We start from the raw sequence: 19,436 nt of genomic DNA on the forward strand, positions 1-19,436 counted from the left end.
CATTAAACATGGGTAAAGTGAAATTAATGAAAAGGGTTGAATTAGAAAAGAGTATTCAAGAACTATTTGATGATTTTCAGTTGGAAAATCGAATAAAGAATTTATCAGAAATGACAATTAGATTTTATCAACAAAATATAGTTCACTTTTTTCGATATACAGATGAAATAGGTATCAGTTTTGTAAGAGACATTGAGAAAATTCATATTGATAAATTTATTATAGGGCTTAAAAAGAAAGGGATTAAGGCAACAACAATAAACACATATATGAGGGCTACAAGGTCATTTCTATATTTTGCTATGAGAGAGCATTATTTAATTAAATTTGACATTAATCTGATAAAAGCTGATACGGAACAAAAGGAGCCTTATTCTAAGGAAGAGATAAAGAAGTTAATCAAAAAGCCTAATCTAAAGGAATGTGGTTTTGTTGAGCATAGGAATTGGGTGTTGGTTAATTATTTTTTAGAAACGGGAAATAGGCTAAATACAGTGCTTAATTTAAAAGTTGAAGACATTGACTTGGATCGGCTACACTTAGTTAGACAGAAATTTTAAGGTCAAGTAGAATTAACTATACTAATCAGTTATGAGGAGAATCTACATGACAAAAAAAGTACGTCGAACGTTTACCGAAGAATTTAAGGAACAGATCGTGCAGCTATATCAGAATGGAAAGCCTCGCAAAGACATTATTCGCGAATATGAATTAACCCCTTCTTCACTAGATAAGTGGATTAATCAAAGTAAGTCCTCCGGTTCCTTCAAAGAAAAGGATAACCTCAGCCCCGAACAGAAAGAGCTGCAGGAACTTAGGAAACGTAATAAGCAATTAGAGATGGAGAATGATATTTTAAAGCAAGCCGCGCTGATACTAGGACGAAAGTAAATGTGATTAAGAACAACCAGCACAAATACTCGATATCAGCAATGTGCAAGGTCCTACAACTCCCAAGAAGTACGTATTATTATGAAGCAAAAGAACGAAAGAATGAAGATGATATAACTTCAGACATCGCTGAAATTTTCCATCAAAGCCGCCAAAATTATGGTGCCAGAAAGATAAAGCACGAGCTAAAGAAACGAGGGAAATTGGTTTCCCGTCGTCGTATCGGCAGGATTATGAACGAACAAGGGCTTGTTTCAGCTTATACCGTGGCTCAATTCAAACCACATAAGAATAAACCAAATGAAAGTGAACAAGCAAATGAGTTAAATCGTGAATTTACTCAAGAGGATGAGTTGACCGTCGTGGTCAGTGACCTAACCTATGTAAGAGTCCATAAAAAATGGAATTACATATGTGTATTTGTTGATCTCTATAATCGGGAAATCGTTGGATTTAGCACAGGTGAGAACAAAGATGCTTTACTAGTTTATCGTGCTCTATCGTCAATTAAAGGGAATTTGCATATGATTCAAATGTTCCATACTGACAGAGGAAGCGAGTTTAAGAACCAGATCATTGATGAAGCACTAGAAACGTTTAAAATCAAGCGATCTCTAAGTTTGAAAGGCTGTCCGTATGATAACGCAGTAGCTGAAGCAACATTCAAAATCATTAAGACAGAGTTCGTAAAGAAACGTCATTTTGATAGCTTAGAAGAGTTACACAGAGAGTTTACAGACTATGTGCACTGGTTTAACCACCTACGCATACATGGTACTTTAGATTATCTAAGTCCAGTGGAATACAAACTTACGCACCTTAGGAAAACTGTCTAGTTTAGTGTTGACAATCCATAAGTAGTAATTCACTTTCTTTAAAGTTTAGATGTTTTTCGTTTGCATTTTTTGCTGGTGTTGTCCAAATTAATACTGCTTTTCTTGTAAAATCATGTGGGATAATTTGTTCTTCAACAGCATCTTGAACACAAGCTCGAATATGGCCATTTACTTTTTCAACTGTTTCTTTCGATTTATTTGCCCCAAAATGATTTAAAAATAGTTGATAATCATGGCGCTTTATATGTTGTAGAGGCTTAACTCCGAAATATGCTTTAATTGCTTTAGAAGTATAATCATAATGAAGTTTAGTAGTAGTGCTTAATTTTGTTTTATATAGCTTTACCCATTTATCAAAATAATTAGTTAAGGGGATTAGGGTTAAATAAGGAAGGATACCTTTACTTAATTCGGTCTCAATTTCAGCAGCTGCAATTAGTGCTTCCTTCTTTGTCCGAAATCCTCCTGATGCTAGTATAAATCCATGGACACAACTAAGTTAACTTTTCAAAAATCTGACCATAATGGAAATGGAAAGGAAGTGTCCTTATGGGTGACCAACTTACTGGCAAAAAATTCAATGAAGACTTCAAAAAAATGGTCGTTGATCTTTACAACAATGGTAGCTCTGTAAGAGAACTGCACAGCGAATATGGCGTATCAGATGTAACAATCTACAAGTGGATTAAGAAGTATTCTCCAATTAGTTTGAAAGATGGAACATCTGTTACTCCAGATGATTTTGCCAAGCTCCAAAAACAGATTAGCCATCTTCAGGAGGAAAATGAAATCTTAAAAAAGGCTATGGCCATATTCGCGAGAAAGTAAGCCAGTCCGAGCTTGTTTCGATAATAGATCAACATAAAGACCAGTATGCCATTCAAACACTTTGCGAAGTATTGGAGATACCTAGAAGTACGTACTACCAATCATTACAACATGCTGAGTCTAATCGTGACCGAGAAAATAAGGAACTAACTGAAAAAATCACCAAAATTCATATAGAAAGTAAACAGCGCTATGGTGCTCCCAAAATCCATCAAAACCTTCAAAAAGAAGGTTATTTGGTGAGCCTAAAAAGAGTCCAACGGCTAATGAAAAGAGCCGGAATCCGATCTATTGTAGTGAAAAAATACCGTCCATATCCAAGTAAACAAAAGATAGAAGAACGCGAAAATCTATTAGATCAAGATTTTTCAACTAACTCTATCAACGAAAAATGGGTGGCAGATATTACTTATATCAACACTCTTAGAGACGGTTGGTGCTATTTAGCTTCTGTATTGGATTTACATTCGAAAAAGGTGGTTGGCTATTCCTTTTCCAAAACGATGACGACAGATTTAGTGATACATGCGCTAAAGAATGCATACGAAACTCAAGCTCCTAAAAAAGGGGTTATTCTCCATACGGATCTTGGCTCTCAATATACAAGCGAAGACTTTATGGCATACGTTCAGTCAAAAGGCATGAAGCTCATTCAGTCGCAAAGGTTGCCCATACGACAATGCGTGCATCGAATCCTTTCATGCCATTTTGAAGAAAGAAGAAATCCATCATGTCCATTACATCGATTACAATTCTGCGAAAGTAGCCTAATTCCAATACATTGAAGGCTGGTACAATCGTAAACGAATTCATAGCAGCATCGGTTATCGAACACCACAAGAGGTAGAGGACAGTATTCGGCATATCGCCTAATCTCTATCTTGAGGCTGTGCACCACGCTTTACATGGAGTGACGGGCATGATAGCCTTGTTTGGCGATGCCGATGTTGTGACATCTGGCTTCTCGGCAGGAGAATCATGCCCGCGGAGGCTCCGTGTCAAGCGTCATCGCATTCCCGCTATTTAACGGGCAAGCAGCTAATAAAAAATTAACTTTTTTGTGCCCAAAAATTTGACTTAGATCCATACCTTTAATCATATTGAGATTTATTAATACAGTTTAAATATATTCGGGAAATATTAGTTTAATATGCGTAGATGTTGATAGTTGGTGTAATTTGTCATATCATTAAAAAGTGAATATTTACCTATATTATTTTCTTCTGGAGGTCAAAATTATGTTAAAAGCTGAGGATTTCTTATTTGAAGAAATTGAAGAAACAATGATGTTAGCAGAGTATAGTGAAGGTTGTTCAGGAAGTCGTTCTGATTGCTGTACACGTGTTTGTACACGTAATAATGAAGTTGCAACAGAAGCGGAGTGGGGTGCTTTTTTAGAAGTTAACTCAGGAGTAGTTCAATATTAAAATGATACTTTTTTAAAAAGCCTTTTGTAACTTGCAAAAGGCTTTTTTTTACAAAAAAAGTTAGTGAGATTTTTACATAACGGAGGACATCAAGAATGTTAAGAGATTCGGATATATTCAAGATAAGAGATGCTGTAGACATATATTTGATTGGGGAGGAAGTTCTTCAAATTTATTTTATGAATACAAGAAAACAACTTCAATTTAAAGCTAATAAGTTCACTCTATTATTAATTGAAGCTATAGATGGGAAAAAATCAATTTTAGAAATAAAGGAAAAACTTGAAAATAGAGTTGGAAAAGAAATTGATATAGAAGCTATCAAACAAATTCTTACTCACTTATTCAATAAAGGAATTATTGTTGAAAATATACTCGGTCTTCATGAACCATATATTTCTTATCAATCAAAAGAACAATATGATCGTCAGATAAATTTTTTTGGAGACTTCCTACCGGGAGCTACTCTAAAGTACGAAGGGCAACAGAAAATTCAGAAAAGTTGTATTTTAATTTTTGGATGCGGTTCTGTAGGAGGATGGATAGCAACCGAATTAGCAATGTGTGGTGTAGAAAACTTCATTTTATTTGATGGAGATAAGTTAGAGAGCTCGGATATTTCACGCCATATATTTTTCAAAGAAAAATTTATTGGCGTGCCAAAGGTTAATGCTTTAGAGGCATATTTATTAAATATAAATCCAAACCTTAAAGTAGAAAAACATGACCAATATTTATTACCTAATACAGATGTAGCTGATTTAATTAGTAAGGCAGATTTTATTGTTAATACTGCTGATGAGCCTTATATTGGTCACACTTCACTTAAAATTTCTCGTGAATGTATAAAACAAAAGAAAGCGCATTATATTGCTGGCGGATTTGACGCACACCTTGCAAGTACAGGAGAATTAATTATTCCCGGTTTAACACCTTGTGTTGATTGTTACGCAGATTATTTTACTGAGGCATTGAAAGGATGGAAGCCTAAGCCACATCCAGTAAAAGAGCGTTACCGAGAAATTGGTGGTCTATCTAGCATGTCTCTGTTTTCGGCAAGTTATGGAGTGATAGAAATTATTAAATACATAGCCGGTTTAACTGATTTTAAAACTTATAGTAAATCAAGGGGAGAATTCTTGTTTGATTCACTTGATATTACATATTTAGATGTTAAGAGGGATACAAATTGTAAGACTTGTGGGGGAATTGTCTATGAAGAAGCCTAAAATAAGATCATCTGTTTCTTCAGTTGTTTGGATTGTCAACACTAAACTAGACAGTTTTCTTAAGGTGCGTAAGTTTGTATTCCACTGGACTTAGATAATCTAAAGTACCATGGATGCGTAGGTGGTTAAACCAGTGCACATAGTCTGTAAACTCTCTGTGTAACTCTTCTAAGCTATCAAAATGACGTTTCTTTACGAACTCTGTCTTAATGATTTTGAATGTTGCTTCAGCTACTGCGTTATCATACGGACAGCCTTTCAAACTTAGAGATCGCTTGATTTTAAACGTTTCTAGTGCTTCATCAATGATCTGGTTCTTAAACTCGCTTCCTCTGTCAGTATGGAACATTTGAATCATATGCAAATTCCCTTTAATTGACGATAGAGCACGATAAACTAGTAAAGCATCTTTGTTCTCACCTGTGCTAAATCCAACGATTTCCCGATTATAGAGATCAACAAATACACATATGTAATTCCATTTTTTATGGACTCTTACATAGGTTAGGTCACTGACCACGACGGTCAACTCATCCTCTTGAGTAAATTCACGATTTAACTCATTTGCTTGTTCACTTTCATTTGGTTTATTCTTATGTGGTTTGAATTGAGCCACGGTATAAGCTGAAACAAGCCCTTGTTCGTTCATAATCCTGCCGATACGACGACGGGAAACCAATTTCCCTCGTTTCTTTAGCTCGTGCTTTATCTTTCTTGCACCATAATTTTGGCGGCTTTGATGGAAAATTTCAACGATGTCTGAAGTTATATCATCTTCATTCTTTCGTTCTTTTGCTTCATAATAATACGTACTTCTTGGGAGTTGTAGGACCTTGCACATTGCTGATATCGAGTATTTGTGCTGGTTGTTCTTAATCACATTTACTTTCGTCCTAGTATCAGCGCGGCTTGCTTTAAAATATCATTCTCCATCTCTAATTGCTTATTACGTTTCCTAAGTTCCTGCAGCTCTTTCTGTTCGGGGCTGAGGTTATCCTTTTCTTTGAAGGAACCGGAGGACTTACTTTGATTAATCCACTTATCTAGTGAAGAAGGGGTTAATTCATATTCGCGAATAATGTCTTTGCGAGGCTTTCCATTCTGATATAGTTGCACGATCTGTTCCTTAAATTCTTCGGTAAACGTTCGACGTACTTTTTTTGTCATGTAGATTCTCCTCATAACTGATTAGTATAGTTAATTCTACTTGACCTTAAAATTTCTGTCTAACTAAGTGTAGCCGATCCAGTTCATGAAAATAATGTAATAGAATTTTTTCTAACCAATACGCGAAGACAAGTCATGATGAAAGTCCCAAATGAAAATATTATTAAACTTCTTTTGTCTTTAGATGGATTGCGAGACATTGAGGCAATTTCTAAAGAGTATAATTTGGATTTAATAGCACAAGAAAATATGATTAAGATGTTGGAATTTTTAGAAAGGAAAAATGTCATTACAGATGCGGCTAAGGTATGGAACGATGATGATTATCTACGTTTTCGCAGAGTGTTAAATTTTATTGAGGATTATGTTTCAGTTTACGACGAAAAGGTAAAAGCGTGGAATAACATAAGAGTTTCTCATGTTGTAATTGTGGGCTTAGGTGCAGTGGGAACTTGGGTTGCTTTTCAACTTGCTCAAACAGGGGTAAGAAACTTTACATTAATAGATGCCGATAAAGTAGAAATATCAAATCTACACCGACAATTAGGTTTTGGTATTAATGATGTGGGAAGAAATAAAATTGATGTAATCCAGCAAAGGTTGCTTGAAATCGATAAGCATATTTCAGTGAATAAGGTTTATAAGTATATAGATGAAATGGGAATAGAGGAATATGTTAAAAATGCCAATCTAGTTGTTAACTGTGCAGATAAACCAACAGTTGATCAAACAGCATTATGGGTGGGTGAAAGTTGTATGAAATATCAAATACCACACATTATTGCAGGTGGATATAATTTACACTTATCTTTAATAGGTCAAACAATATTACCGTTTCAGTCAGCGTGTGTAAAGTGTTTTGAAACAAAACTAAATGAAGTTAATCAAATTGATACTTCAAATTTAAGAAAATTACATATAGAAAACCGAAAAATAGGAAGTTTTGGACCCATGTGTGCGATATCTGCTAGCATAGCAGCAATGGAAGCAGTAAAGGTTTTAAGTAAAGTTATTAATCCGGCCAATGTTAATAGACGCGGAGAATTTGATATATATACTATGGATATTAAATATATGGACATTTCCCGTGATGAGAATTGTGAATGGTGTGGTGTGAAAGGGAAATACCAATAGAAAAGAGGTTAATCGCAGTGTATGATAATGATTTTATTAAAATAAAGGGTGCTAGAACAAACAATCTAAAAAATATCAGTGTAGACATACCTAAAAATCGATTAACTGTTATTACCGGATTATCAGGATCAGGCAAATCATCCTTGGCTTTTGATACTATTTTTGCGGAGGGGCAAAGAAGATTTATTGAGGCATTATCGTATAATAGTAGACAACTTTTCGATCAAATGCCAAAACCAGATGTCGATTCAATCCAAGGTCTTTCGCCAGCAATTTCTTTAAGTCAAAATAATGCTAATAGGAATCCTATATCCACCGTTGCTTCAATTACGGACCTTAATAATTATATAAGATTATTATTTGCTAGGGTCGGTAAAGATTTGAGAGGTAAAAAGACTAATTTGGAACCAAAACATTTTTCTTTTAATAGCCCTTACGGTGCCTGTAGGTATTGTAAAGGAAAAGGTACTATATTAGAAATTGATCCCAATCTTCTAATTGATAAGAATCTTTCTTTATATGAAGAAGCAATTTTACCTTGGCGTGAAGAAAAAAGCATGTACTATATAAAATTATTAGAAAAAGTTTCTCAAGAATTAAATGTTGATATGAATAAGCCTGTTGAAAAATTAGGTGAAGGTGTTATTCACATACTTCTATATGGTATTCCAGACAAAAAATTCAAAATAAGTTATAAAAATTATCAAGGTAAAAGTAGAACACGTACAGTTCTTTTTGAAGGAGTAATAAAGGACATTACAAAAATGTATAAAGACACTCCCTCCGAAAGTAAAAAGGAAAAATTAAAAAGTTATATGGTTGAGAAAGATTGTCCGAGTTGTAAAGGGTTTAAGCTTAATGAGGATAGTTTAAACGTCCTTTTAGCAGGTCTTAATATTGGTGAAGTAGCTAGAAAATCAGTTGAAGATGCATTAGAATTCTTTAATGTGGAAATTTGGGGTTATTTGGATGACTTCGGAAAGCAAGTTGCGACAATAATTATAGATGAAATAAAAAAAAGGCTTTATTTTATGAACCAAATTGGTCTTTCTTATTTGAATCTCGATAGATCGATTTCAACCTTATCGGGCGGAGAAATTCAAAGATTGAGGTTAGCAAATCAAATTAGTTCTGATATGTCAGGTATATTATATGTATTAGATGAACCATCTATTGGGCTACATCAAAGAGATAATATACGGCTTATTAAAATGTTAAAAAGGTTGGTGGAGGGTGGTAATACTGTAATTGTTGTAGAGCATGATGAAGAAATAATGATGTCTTCAGATTATCTTATTGACATTGGACCCGAAGCGGGCAATGGTGGAGGACAAGTTCTTGCGGTGGGTACTCCAACTGAAATAATAAACAATAAAAACTCTTTAACAGGCCAATATTTATCATCGCAGAAGATTATAGATATCCCGAATAGTAGAAGAAAAGAAAAAGGATTTTTAACTATTTATGATTGCGAAGAGAATAACTTGAAGGGAATAAATGTAAAATTTCCTTTAGGTGTAATAACAGCAGTAACAGGAGTATCCGGTTCTGGAAAAAGTACATTAGTTAATGAAACTTTATTCAAAGCATTATTAACTAGAACAGGAAAAGACCCTCAAAGGAAACCAAGTGGTTATAGTAAAATCGAAGGTACTGACAAAGTAGGAAAAGTTATTCGTGTTACACAAACTCCTATTGGACGAACACCGCGTTCTACACCAGCTACATATACAGGTGTATTTGATGATATACGTGATTTGTATGAGCAAATATCAAAATCTAATAAAAAATCTTATAATAAGAGCGATTTTAGTTTTAATATCGCCGGTGGCCGTTGTGAGGAATGTAAAGGTGAAGGCTATTTAAAGTATGACATGGGTTTTGTCTCTGATCTATACATTACTTGTCCTGACTGTAAAGGTAGTAGATATAAAGAGGAAATTCTTCAAATTACCTATAATGATAAATCTATTGCAGCTGTTCTAGAATTGGCAGTAGAAGAAGCATTGGTGTTTTTTAAAGAAGAAGAGAAAATAGTAAGGAAGTTACAAGCACTTGTGGATGTAGGATTAGGTTATATTAAGCTAGGTCAGCCTTCAACAAATTTGTCAGGTGGGGAGGCTCAAAGAATTAAGTTAGCAAGTCATCTTTACCAACAAGATTCCGGTAACGATATATTTATATTTGATGAGCCAACAACTGGTTTACATTTTCAGGATATAAATAGGTTAATTACTATTTTTAACAGGATTGTTAACAGGGGAAATACTATAATCGTAATTGAGCATAATTTGGATGTAATCAAATGTGCCGATTACATAATTGACTTAGGCCCTGAAGGTGGTTCTTCAGGGGGATATATTGTTGCTGAAGGAACACCGGAAAAGGTAGTTAAAGTAAATGAATCGATAACTGGTAAGTATTTAAAATCTAAGGTGATAAAAAAATAGTTGTTACGACTCTTCATAGCGGGTCTGTCTATTAAGCTAATTCACTTGATTTTCGGCTACCAGTTATAGCCTAAAAATGCTGTAGTATCAACATGCAAGATTTTGAATATTAACCATTAACCAATTTTTACACCTACTAACCCATAATCACATACCACTATCTCCCTGACTTCAAACAAAAAGTAGCACTCTTTTTTATTTTTGGGAAATACAGAGTATTTACTACAATGCACATTTAACAAACAATCTAAATTCTTAGTGTAACTTATACTTCATGATAGTTACCTTTGAAAGAAGTGTTTTACCATATGTACATCGCTAAGTCGAACTATTTTGTGATCCTTCAAAAAGATATATGTACAAATGTCTTTTTATTTACCCTGCGGGAGCTGTCCAAAAAGTCGATTTTCGAGTAAAATGCACCAAATAATAAAACCTAAGAATGTTGATTTTATGGCATTCTTAGGTTTTGCTTTTATTAATTTTTAGGCTGAATATTACTTTTCAGACGGCCTCTATCAATCGTGATAACTGAGAATATTTATTATACCGTTACTACATTTATAAGAGGGTTTCAATAAAAGCTAAAATGGCTCCGTCAAAATCTCCAAACTTAAATTTACTCAGAATATTCCTCTAATTTTGGTATTTTTAATTCTGGATGTATTTTTTCATAGAAAGAATGACTATCCCATTCGTTTAATGAAAAAATTTTTATTAGATTTTTTTCTAATTCAGTAATAGTAATTTGCATACTTTCCGCCAGTGTATGGAAATCTATAATATTTTCATTTGTTAATGCCTCTATTTGTTTTTCCTTCTTGATTTTGGCTGAAGCTGTTGCCCAAACGCTCCCAAATACACCGCTCAGTATTGGTATGAACTTAGAAACAGACTTCGGTTTTAAAGTAGCCACCAGACTAATAATTGATGAAGCAAATAAAGGTGATGTTAAAAAAACTGAAGACGCTATTAAGGTGGATATCATTTTCTTATTTCTTTTAGCTTTAGTTTCGCTAAAGATTCTCCTAGCGATGTATAGCTCATGGTCACAAGCAATAAATAAACTTTGAGCATCACACACTGTCAATTTTGAAGGGTCATTTTCAATTGTAACAACCTTTGAACGACTAATACCAATCCTTGTTGCAGTGTCTTCCTGTCTCCACCCAAATAATTTACGAATTTCCTCTAGTTTTGAACCTAAATACATAAGGTATTCTTCTCTATTCATTTTAATCACCCATTTAATAATACATTTTAATTAGTATTTTTTCAAAGTATATATATTAATATTGACGGAAATATATAAAAATGTTTTAATTAAAACATAAATTACATAACAAGGTTTAATTATTGTATGAAAATAGTTTTGTAATTTAATTAAACCACCATTGAATTTGTTATCAAAATTATCTAATAAGTATAAAACAATAATAATCTTGTAAAGGGAGTATGGAATATGCCTAAATTTGAAGAATATGAATCATATGTTATTACAGAAATTGCAAAAGAAATAGAAAGCCCTTATTGGTTTCAACAACTCCTAAATGTAACAGGAAAACCAATCGATAAACTGATAGAGGGTGCAAAAAAAATAGAGAAACTACCTATTAGGAAAGTAACAGATGCAGTAAGTTCAGCTGTTGAAGAGGGTTTAATAACGACCATAAAAACAGCAAATAAATTACACAATGAAGAATCAATACTAAAGAGGTTTAATAAGGTGGATGGAATATCTATTAAAGAGATAAGGGATATACAAAATATTAGTTTAAAACATATTGATCTGATAGCTAATTCACACAAATTAGCAAATCGTATGTTATTAGTAGGTGAAGGAGCTTTAATGGGTGGATTATCAACTGTTAGTTATGTAATGCCGCTTTTTATACCGGGTATTGTAGTAGCTGATATTTCAGCATCAATGACATTATTATCTAGACACACTTGTCAAATTTCTACATCCTATGGGTTTCAATCTAATAACCCAGTTAATATTCCACTTATACTTGAAGCCATGCTGCCACCAAGTGGTTCAGAAGATGAAGGGTTTATACAAAATAAGGTAGCATTACAAAATGAATTTCGTGTCGGTTTTGAGTTTATTAAGAGAAATCAGGATGAGGTAATTGACCTTATTGGTAAAAATCAGGCTCCTAAAGTTCTTCAAATACTCCAAAGCTTAGCACAAAGGTTGGGCATTACATTAACTGAAAAACAATTAGCTGTTTTAATACCAGTCATTGGGGCGGTAAGTAATGCATCTATGAACTATGCATTTCATGAATCTTCTCACAGAAATGTACAGAATTATTTCAGGAAATTACTATTGGAAGATCGATACGGGAAAAAAGAAATACAAGAAGAAATAAACAAGCAAAGAGAAATTATAAAGAATAAAAAGAAAAATAAAAAGATAGCCTGATACTGCGAATTATGGGCTCTTATTGGATATATCCATGGATTAAATAATTTTAATAGCTCTTGGAATTTAATACTCAAACAAAGTATTATAAAAAATTATAATCAATTGTATTGTAGGATTGTCTAATATACTAACACTTTCTATATTTACTGTTTTTATTCAAAGAAAAGATGCACCACTACATATCATTAATTTTTGTTATATTTACTACCGTCAACACTCGACACAAATGGTGAGTGGGAAAAATCAATTATCTTAATTGATCAAATATTAACAAAATTACCCAAAAAACTCTAGGAAATCTTGTCCTAGAGTTTTTTGTTACTTCGATAACAAGAGTAACTTTTAACTAGTCATATAATATACATTATATACGTTCATACTTCTTCTTTTCATGTTATACTCATCGTATAATGTGAAAGAAATGAATCTATTATGTACAAAACGAGATGTCCAAACTCATCATATAAGTTAAGGGAGTGGAAAAGTTGTTAAAAGATTACGTTTCATATCTTGAAGAAAAGGGGATGACGCAGAATACAATTATCTCCTATACATCGGATTTAAACCAATTCATCAATGATTTGAATATAATGCCGGATGACTATGTTACAGCAGCAGATATACGAAAGTGGATTAACCAATTACTAAATCCAATAGATATTAAACCACTAGCAATTTCTACTATTAATAGGCGTTTAAATTCTATACGGAGTTATTACACTTGGGCCGTACAAAGCAACAAAATTCAACATGATCCAATGAAAGATATTCGTGATTTAAAAACAGCGGATGAAGATTATGAAAAAATTATGTGGTTAACAGAAGATGAATTCGAGCATTTGATCAATATATTGAGAAAGAAACCTGTCAAAAGCAGGGGAGTAGACCCAGAGGGAAAGTATCGTCGGGATAGAGCGATCATTTATTTACTTACTTATGCAGGATTAAGAGTGGAAGAACTATCGAATCTTAAATTAACAGACCTAGACCTAGAATTGAAACGTATTCGAGTTGTGGGAAAAGGAATGAAGGTAAGAACTATTCCCATTTCGAATACACTTCTTGCAGAAATACAAGATTGGCTTAGCTTTCGTGCGGAATTGTCTAGAAAAAAATCGTATGGAGCTGATTCTCCTTATGTTTTTTATAGCCAACGCTCTGAAAAGTTTTCAGTACGAGGGATTCAGACTATGATTGAAAGTTACAGTTTACCAAAGAAAAAACTAACTCCACATATGTTTCGTCACACGTTTTGCAAATGGATGTTAAAAGCAACGAATAATGACATTGAAAAGGTCCGAAGATTAGCTGGTCATAGCAACATAGCAACTACAAGTAGGTACCTAAAGGATTCGTATAGTGATCTGGCGGATGCAGTTGATGCCTTACCAAAATTTTAGCAAGATCACAAAAGATAAAATTTTTTAAAAAAATACTAAAAATAATCATCACAGACTATTGAATCATTTAGGGGATTTGAAATATATTCTCGCAAAATGGTGGGGTACCTTTTGTGAAAGGTACCCCAAATACCTTAATATTTGTTATCATGGCAGCTGTGGCTATTACAAGTTTTAAATTTTTTGAATTGATATAAGTAGAATAATCTTTTACTGGCGCAGCTTTATAATTTTGTTTAAAATTACTTTTAATTCATTAAATGTTTTGCAATCATACTTTACCACTAAATCTAATACTAATTTTGAATTATATCTAATTGCTGGCATATACCTTGTCCATAAATCCATTTGCTCTGGTTGTGTCAATCCAATCTTTTTCCTTAATAAAACTTTTAAATCGTTATATGTGATATTTTCTAATGAAGGTGCTACAGATTTTCTTGCTTGTTCCATTTCTTTCATTCGGTGGTACTTTTGTTCTTCTTCAGCTTTCCTAAGTTCTTCTTCCCGTCTTTTTTGTTCCTCATGTTGTTTTTTCTTTTGAATCAGGTAATCTTTAAATCTATTTCTTAATTCGTTTTCGATTTCAGGATTGCTTAATTTGAATCCATCTTCAATGACTAGGGCCTCACTAAAAGGAATGTCATATCCCTCATTTAATAATAAGGCTCTATGCGGTTTAACAATTCGATCTTTTAGTATGCGCTGAACTTTTACAGTAATTTTATCTTCATTTGAAAAAATGTAGTACAAGCTTCTAACATCGATTTTCTTATCTGTTGAATAGACAGGGTAGTTGAAATAATGGAAGAACATTTCATCTTGGATTTCTTCCTTTAATAGCAAATCCCATTTCTCATCTTCTATAGTTTTAGATGATATAGATAGCTCCGCATCCCATAAAATAATACTGTTCTTTTCCTTTTCGATAGATTGTTCTTTCTTTTCAATGAACCATATTGGAGTCATCCCTTGTTCAATGTAATATCCATGTCTATTTATAATATTCGCTGCTAGTCTGCTATCTTCATAAGGACTTACATTTGTGACAATTGAGATTGCATACTTCTTGTCATTAACCTTTACCCAAATATCAGGATACTCCTTTAATTCAGGATTTGCTTTATATCCGTAGTTCACAAGTACATTTTTATTGATTTTGGACTTTATAGTTAATTCATCAAATACAATATCTATCAGTGCCCTATGAAGTTGTGTTTCTCTTTCAATCTGTTTTTTATATCTTTTTTCAGCTTTCTCTATTATTCTTGATTCTTCACAAGCTTCAGAATGTAGATGTGAAAAATACAGACCCCTCTGTTCTCCGTATTTAATAATTAAAAGTGCTTCACAATACGGGCACATAAACAATTCCTTTTTTGCTAACTTTTTAAGATTTGCAACTTCTTCTCTCGATGCTGAATATGGGAGTTGAACAATTTCTTTGTCAATGACATGTAATGCTTCTCTCATTTCGTCACCTCACGAATATACGATGTAACTTCCTATTAACTCTAGTATCATATATTTCTATTTAGTTGTAAATATTGGTAAAAGAAACACCGGCACAACATTTAAAAAAACAGAAAATTTCCGGGTTATAATAAATATCGTTTTTTTGTGAGTGTGCAAATTTTAAATAGGAAGGAATTTACAGCTGTATTGTCGAAATATGAAAAAAGGGAGTATAAAATATAAGAATTAAGCCTAATATTATGGTTAACTTTAAAGAATAAAAGCATCCATATAGAGATGTTCGAAGCTAGCGGCGGGGAGGTAGCAAATTGAAACTATACAAAACCGATAGCTACAATGATTCTTGCTAAACCTCCTATATTTTCCACAAATGTGCATCTCTATGTATCTTTCTTATCGATCTGAACCACAAAATCAGCACACACGGCTGTATGAGCGAAAAGGTTTTCCTGTCCTTTATTTCGCTGCTGTTCTTTTTGTTTTTACTTTGCTTGGCAAGCAAAAAAACTAATTCATGGTGATAAGGGGTGGATGAGCAATTTCGACAAAGGGCTGAGGGAAACTTGTCTAAATGTCAAATAATAGTACATAATAAAAATACAAAGAGAGAAACTATTTTTCAACAGAAAGTGTATTAGCATTTTCATTAACTGATGTTTATTTTATAACTGTATCCTATTAAAACTACAAAAATAGAGCAAACGCCAATAAAATAATGATTATGAAAAAACTATCTGTAATTAGTGTACTAATTTTTGCTCCAATCGATTGAAATGTTAAACTGAAATTATACATCCAGACTAGAAAGCGTGATAAGTTTGAATTATATGTATTTAAATAGATTTTTTAGCAGAAGAAGGCTAATGGAATCTGTATTTGATGATAATTTCAACCCTGAATTATTCAATAATGAACTACACAAAAACTATATTATTTTATCCAAGGAATATAGAAATGAATTTTTCTATAAAAATACATTATTTAATAAATATGTCTTAGGTAAATATAGTTTAAATACGACAGCTGCCTATAGTGAAATTGCTATCGGAAATTCAAAAGCCGACTTTGTAATAATAAATCATAATAGAGGCATTGTATATGAGATTAAAACTGACCTAGATAATCTAGAAAGGCTTATTTATCAATTGGAAGATTACTACAAAGTTTTTGATGAGGTATATGTTGTTACATCAGAAAAAAATTATTATCCTGTATATAAGTTTGTAAAAGAGTTCAAACCTTCGGTTGGTATTATTGTTCTAACAGATAAAGTGAATTTAAGTGTTAGAAAGCAGGCTATAATAGAAAATCGTTATTTGAATCATGAAAACTTATTTAAGTTATTAAGAAAAAAGGAATATGAGCAATTATTATTTTCCAAGTTTGGAAGTCTACCTAATGTTAAGCCTGTACAGTATTTTAAAATTTGTATGATTTGGTTCAAACGGATTGAGGTTAAAGAAGCCCAAAAATTAGTTTTTACTCTTATAAGAAAAAGAATGGAAATAGAAAACATCGGCATAATCTTAGATTTACCTATGCCTATTAGATGGTTGGTATATTCAGGGAACTTTACAAAAAAGGAATTATTTTCTATATATAAAAGGTTTAATTGAACTTAGGGGGAATTGCAATGTATTTTCCAATAATTAGAGGTAGACAATATGATTTGCTAGCACTCAGAGAATTAAAAAATAGTGGACGTTTAAGTGAAAAAATAGTTCCAATAATTGAACCAATTAAAATAAGCTCTACTCTATTATCCACTATAAGTGCATTTGAGGAAAATAATAGTAATATAATTGTTATTTCAAACCCGAAAGTGGGTTCATTGATGGGAGAGTTGTCATTACCCAGTATTCACCAGCAATATAAAGAGATGATGTTAAATAATTGTGTAATTATAGGTCATCATTTAAATAGAGATTCTCAAAAACAGATTAATAGATTAATAAAAGATTTCGATATAAGCTTGGATAATCTAGCCATTATTCATTCTGAAAGGAGTTTTCTAGGGAATTATAGAGATATCTTTCACACTAGTGTTCCATGGATTAATGTTATCCCATTGGATAATTCGTTTAGAAGACAACTTAATGGTCAAGAGTTAGTTGGATTGGATGATAAATTTAATAAATTACCAAGAAACGTAGATTATTTAGAGCAAGAAAAAGAATTTTTTTCTGAGGAACATCTTTTCTTTAGCGATGAAGGTTATATTGGATTTTCTGACTATTCCGTTATTGGTAAGGAATATAACGAAAGTGGTTTTGCTCCTTATGCTGTTGCTATACATATAGTTTATCCAAATGAAGAAAATGCTTTAGAAATAATGCATTTTGTTTCAGATTCAAACAATGATACAAGTGATCCCGCTGGTAAGTTCTCTGAAGCCCTAGATAAGCTAATTCAATGGTACCAACCATATACAGTAGACGAAAGAATGAATACTTTAGCGATGCAAAGCTTCGTACAACATTATAAGGACGGCACATATCCGGGTCTACCAACATTAAAAAAATTATCTGTCATGCACCATTTAGAGTTAGTAGGAACATTATTAGGTTAGGTGGAGCAAAATGTACTGCTGTGAAAAATGTTTTATGTCAAAAGAGATTAAAAGTATTATAAGAAGTTTTAAGAATATCGGTAATTGTGATTTTTGTTGCAGCTATAATGTTTATATTTATAATTTATATAATGACAATGGGCTAGATGAGTTATTTAATGACATTTTAAGTATCTTTAAATTAGGTACAGATTTAATTCCTGATGGTTATTCACCTTATAAGTTGATAAGTATTAAGGATGAATTTGAGAAAAAATGGAATATTTTTAATAATTTGGATAGAAATAGAATACATCAATTTTTAGATATACTTTTAAGAGAGAAATATCCTGATAAGATTCCGTTTTTAAATACTCAAGTAGGAATAATAGAGTGGATGAATGAAAGCTATCTTAATAAAAACTCAGTGTTGAAAGGATACTCTTGGAATGATTTTGTACATTACATAAAACATGAAAATAGATTCCATTCTAACCATATAAATTATGAAGTACTTAAAGATTATTTGAATAAACTTACTGCAACAGTAGAAGATGATGCTTTTTTTAGAGGAAGAATTTCTAATGACAGAGAGTTAGAAAAAGAAGATATGGGGGCACCTCCTTTTAGGTTTGCAACAGCAGGACGTGCTAATTCTGAGGGAATTAGTCATTTATATTTGGCAAGTGATTCTCATACAGTTATTAGTGAAATTAGACCAAGTTTAGGTGACACTATATATATTGGAAAGTTTCCTATAAGAGAAGAATTGAAGGTAATAGATTTTAGATTGTTAAATAGTTTAGATATTTTTGAGTTTAATGACCCAATAAGATTTGCGATTAATTTAGAAACTTTTAGTGAAATGAATAAAGCAATTTCTAAACCCGTTCGTAGTGGAGATAGTAAGCTAGATTATTTACCGACACAGTTTATTGTCGATTACATTAAAAGCCTAAATGAAACTGAATCAACAGGTTATCAGGGTATAGTTTTTGAAAGTACTCTAAGTACAAGTGGTTATAATTTAATGATTTTTAATCCAGATATATTAGAATGTAATAGAGTAGAAAAACGAACCATACAATCTCTAAATTATAACCATGTACCATGTTTATAATTATTACCAAGGTTCAAGGAGAGATAACGAGTTTTGTAAATATTATTTTGCTTGTATCTGTTAAGCATAATGTAAAAATGGTTCTTACGTAAAGTTGGTGAATTATTAACTCAACCTTTATGAAAGTAATAATTTGCTATTTCAAAATACTGTTCACATGTGATATAAAACTCTTTTTCTTAAAAGCTCAAAACTAGCTCGGCCATAAAGCGTGCGTTTAATTGTTTTTAGCCGATTAATTTGCCCTTCAATCACACCGTTGCTATAAGTATAGTAAATTGAGGCTAATATAGGTTGTAAATCTTTATAAAGAAATTGACTAAACCTTTTTATTTCAGGATTCAAACTGTCCTTACCTACCGATAAAAGTTGTTGTATGCCTACAGAATTTAATTGATTGAAATGATCACGAAAGGTTTGAACAAATGCATACAGTTCATTTGTTTTCGGGAATTTTTTTAACGAGTAGTTCAAATCTCTACGTTCATTTTCAGTTAGT

The 19,436-nt window shown here is 32.4% G+C and carries 15 protein-coding genes and 2 pseudogenes; 12 read left to right on the plus strand and 5 right to left on the minus strand.

The features are described from left to right. Positions 1-8 precede the first annotated feature (8 nt). Positions 9-560, plus strand: coding sequence for a tyrosine-type recombinase/integrase (locus ACNQFZ_RS21315; protein ID WP_458413278.1), 552 nt, complete (start codon positions 9-11; stop codon positions 558-560). A 46-nt stretch (positions 561-606) separates the two neighbouring features. Beyond that, a protein-coding gene (locus ACNQFZ_RS21320) for an IS3 family transposase (protein WP_458413279.1) occupies positions 607-1,727 on the plus strand; the annotation gives its coding sequence in 2 pieces (ribosomal slippage) (positions 607-856 and positions 856-1,727; 1,122 coding nt in all). A gap of 1 nt (position 1,728) precedes the next feature. Here ACNQFZ_RS21320 and ACNQFZ_RS21325 read toward each other — a convergent pair. Further along, positions 1,729-2,205: a tyrosine-type recombinase/integrase gene (locus ACNQFZ_RS21325; protein WP_458415473.1), complete on the minus strand. Its 477-nt coding sequence runs from the start codon at positions 2,203-2,205 to the stop codon at positions 1,729-1,731. Positions 2,206-2,276: 71 nt separating this feature from the next. Between ACNQFZ_RS21325 and ACNQFZ_RS21330 the strand changes: the two are divergent. The 3 genes and pseudogenes from ACNQFZ_RS21330 (at position 2,277) to ACNQFZ_RS21340 (ending at position 5,211) form a co-directional block, all read left to right on the plus strand. Then, positions 2,277-3,428, plus strand: a pseudogene (locus ACNQFZ_RS21330) (IS3 family transposase). Between the two features lie 365 nt (positions 3,429-3,793). Then, on the plus strand, positions 3,794-3,982 hold the full coding sequence (locus ACNQFZ_RS21335; RefSeq protein WP_458413280.1) for a hypothetical protein: 189 nt from the start codon (positions 3,794-3,796) through the stop codon (positions 3,980-3,982). A gap of 95 nt (positions 3,983-4,077) precedes the next feature. After that, the gene (locus ACNQFZ_RS21340) at positions 4,078-5,211 is read left to right on the plus strand and encodes a HesA/MoeB/ThiF family protein (protein ID WP_458413281.1); all 1,134 of its coding nucleotides are present in this window, start codon (positions 4,078-4,080) and stop codon (positions 5,209-5,211) included. A 46-nt stretch (positions 5,212-5,257) separates the two neighbouring features. Here ACNQFZ_RS21340 and ACNQFZ_RS21345 read toward each other — a convergent pair. Beyond that, a protein-coding gene (locus tag ACNQFZ_RS21345) for an IS3 family transposase (RefSeq protein WP_458411554.1) occupies positions 5,258-6,378 on the minus strand; the annotation gives its coding sequence in 2 pieces (ribosomal slippage) (positions 5,258-6,129 and positions 6,129-6,378; 1,122 coding nt in all). Between the two features lie 135 nt (positions 6,379-6,513). Here ACNQFZ_RS21345 and ACNQFZ_RS21350 point away from each other — a divergent pair. Both ACNQFZ_RS21350 and uvrA read left to right on the plus strand, forming a co-directional pair. Next, positions 6,514-7,512 (plus strand): HesA/MoeB/ThiF family protein, encoded by a 999-nt coding sequence (locus tag ACNQFZ_RS21350; protein ID WP_458413282.1) that lies wholly within the window; start codon positions 6,514-6,516, stop codon positions 7,510-7,512. Positions 7,513-7,529: 17 nt separating this feature from the next. Beyond that, positions 7,530-9,962: an excinuclease ABC subunit UvrA gene (gene uvrA, locus ACNQFZ_RS21355; RefSeq protein ID WP_458413283.1), complete on the plus strand. Its 2,433-nt coding sequence runs from the start codon at positions 7,530-7,532 to the stop codon at positions 9,960-9,962. A 619-nt stretch (positions 9,963-10,581) separates the two neighbouring features. Here the strand turns inward: uvrA and ACNQFZ_RS21360 are convergent. After that, a complete protein-coding gene (locus tag ACNQFZ_RS21360; protein WP_458413284.1) occupies positions 10,582-11,196 on the minus strand; it encodes a helix-turn-helix domain-containing protein in 615 nt (204 codons plus the stop codon). A gap of 228 nt (positions 11,197-11,424) precedes the next feature. On the opposite strand from ACNQFZ_RS21360, the gene ACNQFZ_RS21365 reads away from it, so the two are divergent. Together ACNQFZ_RS21365 and ACNQFZ_RS21370 are read left to right on the plus strand one after the other, a co-directional pair. Beyond that, complete coding sequence (locus ACNQFZ_RS21365) at positions 11,425-12,390, plus strand: EcsC family protein (protein WP_458413285.1); 966 nt, start codon at positions 11,425-11,427, stop codon at positions 12,388-12,390. A 488-nt stretch (positions 12,391-12,878) separates the two neighbouring features. Then, positions 12,879-13,793 (plus strand): tyrosine-type recombinase/integrase, encoded by a 915-nt coding sequence (locus tag ACNQFZ_RS21370; protein WP_458413286.1) that lies wholly within the window; start codon positions 12,879-12,881, stop codon positions 13,791-13,793. 210 nt (positions 13,794-14,003) lie between these two features. Here ACNQFZ_RS21370 and ACNQFZ_RS21375 read toward each other — a convergent pair whose 3' ends face one another. Then, the gene (locus tag ACNQFZ_RS21375) at positions 14,004-15,266 is read right to left on the minus strand and encodes a competence protein CoiA family protein (RefSeq protein WP_458413287.1); all 1,263 of its coding nucleotides are present in this window, start codon (positions 15,264-15,266) and stop codon (positions 14,004-14,006) included. An 866-nt stretch (positions 15,267-16,132) separates the two neighbouring features. Here ACNQFZ_RS21375 and ACNQFZ_RS21380 point away from each other — a divergent pair. The 3 genes from ACNQFZ_RS21380 to ACNQFZ_RS21390 are packed head-to-tail and all read left to right on the plus strand — an operon-like array spanning position 16,133 to position 18,937. Beyond that, positions 16,133-16,885: a sce7726 family protein gene (locus ACNQFZ_RS21380; RefSeq protein WP_458413288.1), complete on the plus strand. Its 753-nt coding sequence runs from the start codon at positions 16,133-16,135 to the stop codon at positions 16,883-16,885. 17 nt (positions 16,886-16,902) lie between these two features. Further along, entirely contained in the window at positions 16,903-17,838 is a 936-nt protein-coding gene (locus ACNQFZ_RS21385) for a sce7725 family protein (protein WP_458413289.1), read from the plus strand. Positions 17,839-17,872: 34 nt separating this feature from the next. Beyond that, positions 17,873-18,937, plus strand: a complete 1,065-nt coding sequence (locus ACNQFZ_RS21390; protein ID WP_458413290.1) for an RES family NAD+ phosphorylase — start codon at positions 17,873-17,875, stop codon at positions 18,935-18,937. A 153-nt stretch (positions 18,938-19,090) separates the two neighbouring features. Here ACNQFZ_RS21390 and ACNQFZ_RS21395 read toward each other — a convergent pair. Then, positions 19,091-19,432, minus strand: a pseudogene (locus tag ACNQFZ_RS21395) (transposase); the annotation flags it as partial. Positions 19,433-19,436 lie beyond the last annotated feature (4 nt).

The sequence above is a fragment of the Schinkia acidoalkalinis genome, assembly GCF_054301215.1.

Excerpts from the sequence above, each read along its gene's own strand:
- ACNQFZ_RS21315 (WP_458413278.1), top strand. The coding sequence starts at position 9 with ATGGGTAAAGTGAAATTAATGAAAAGGGTTGAATTAGAAAAGAGTATT.
- ACNQFZ_RS21335 (WP_458413280.1), top strand. The coding sequence starts at position 3,794 with ATGTTAAAAGCTGAGGATTTCTTATTTGAAGAAATTGAAGAAACAATG.
- ACNQFZ_RS21340 (WP_458413281.1), top strand. The coding sequence starts at position 4,078 with ATGTTAAGAGATTCGGATATATTCAAGATAAGAGATGCTGTAGACATA.
- ACNQFZ_RS21350 (WP_458413282.1), top strand. The coding sequence starts at position 6,514 with ATGATGAAAGTCCCAAATGAAAATATTATTAAACTTCTTTTGTCTTTA.
- ACNQFZ_RS21360 (WP_458413284.1), bottom strand. The coding sequence starts at position 11,196 with ATGAATAGAGAAGAATACCTTATGTATTTAGGTTCAAAACTAGAGGAA.
- ACNQFZ_RS21365 (WP_458413285.1), top strand. The coding sequence starts at position 11,425 with ATGCCTAAATTTGAAGAATATGAATCATATGTTATTACAGAAATTGCA.
- ACNQFZ_RS21375 (WP_458413287.1), bottom strand. The coding sequence starts at position 15,266 with ATGAGAGAAGCATTACATGTCATTGACAAAGAAATTGTTCAACTCCCA.
- ACNQFZ_RS21380 (WP_458413288.1), top strand. The coding sequence starts at position 16,133 with ATGGAATCTGTATTTGATGATAATTTCAACCCTGAATTATTCAATAAT.
- ACNQFZ_RS21385 (WP_458413289.1), top strand. The coding sequence starts at position 16,903 with ATGTATTTTCCAATAATTAGAGGTAGACAATATGATTTGCTAGCACTC.
- ACNQFZ_RS21390 (WP_458413290.1), top strand. The coding sequence starts at position 17,873 with ATGTCAAAAGAGATTAAAAGTATTATAAGAAGTTTTAAGAATATCGGT.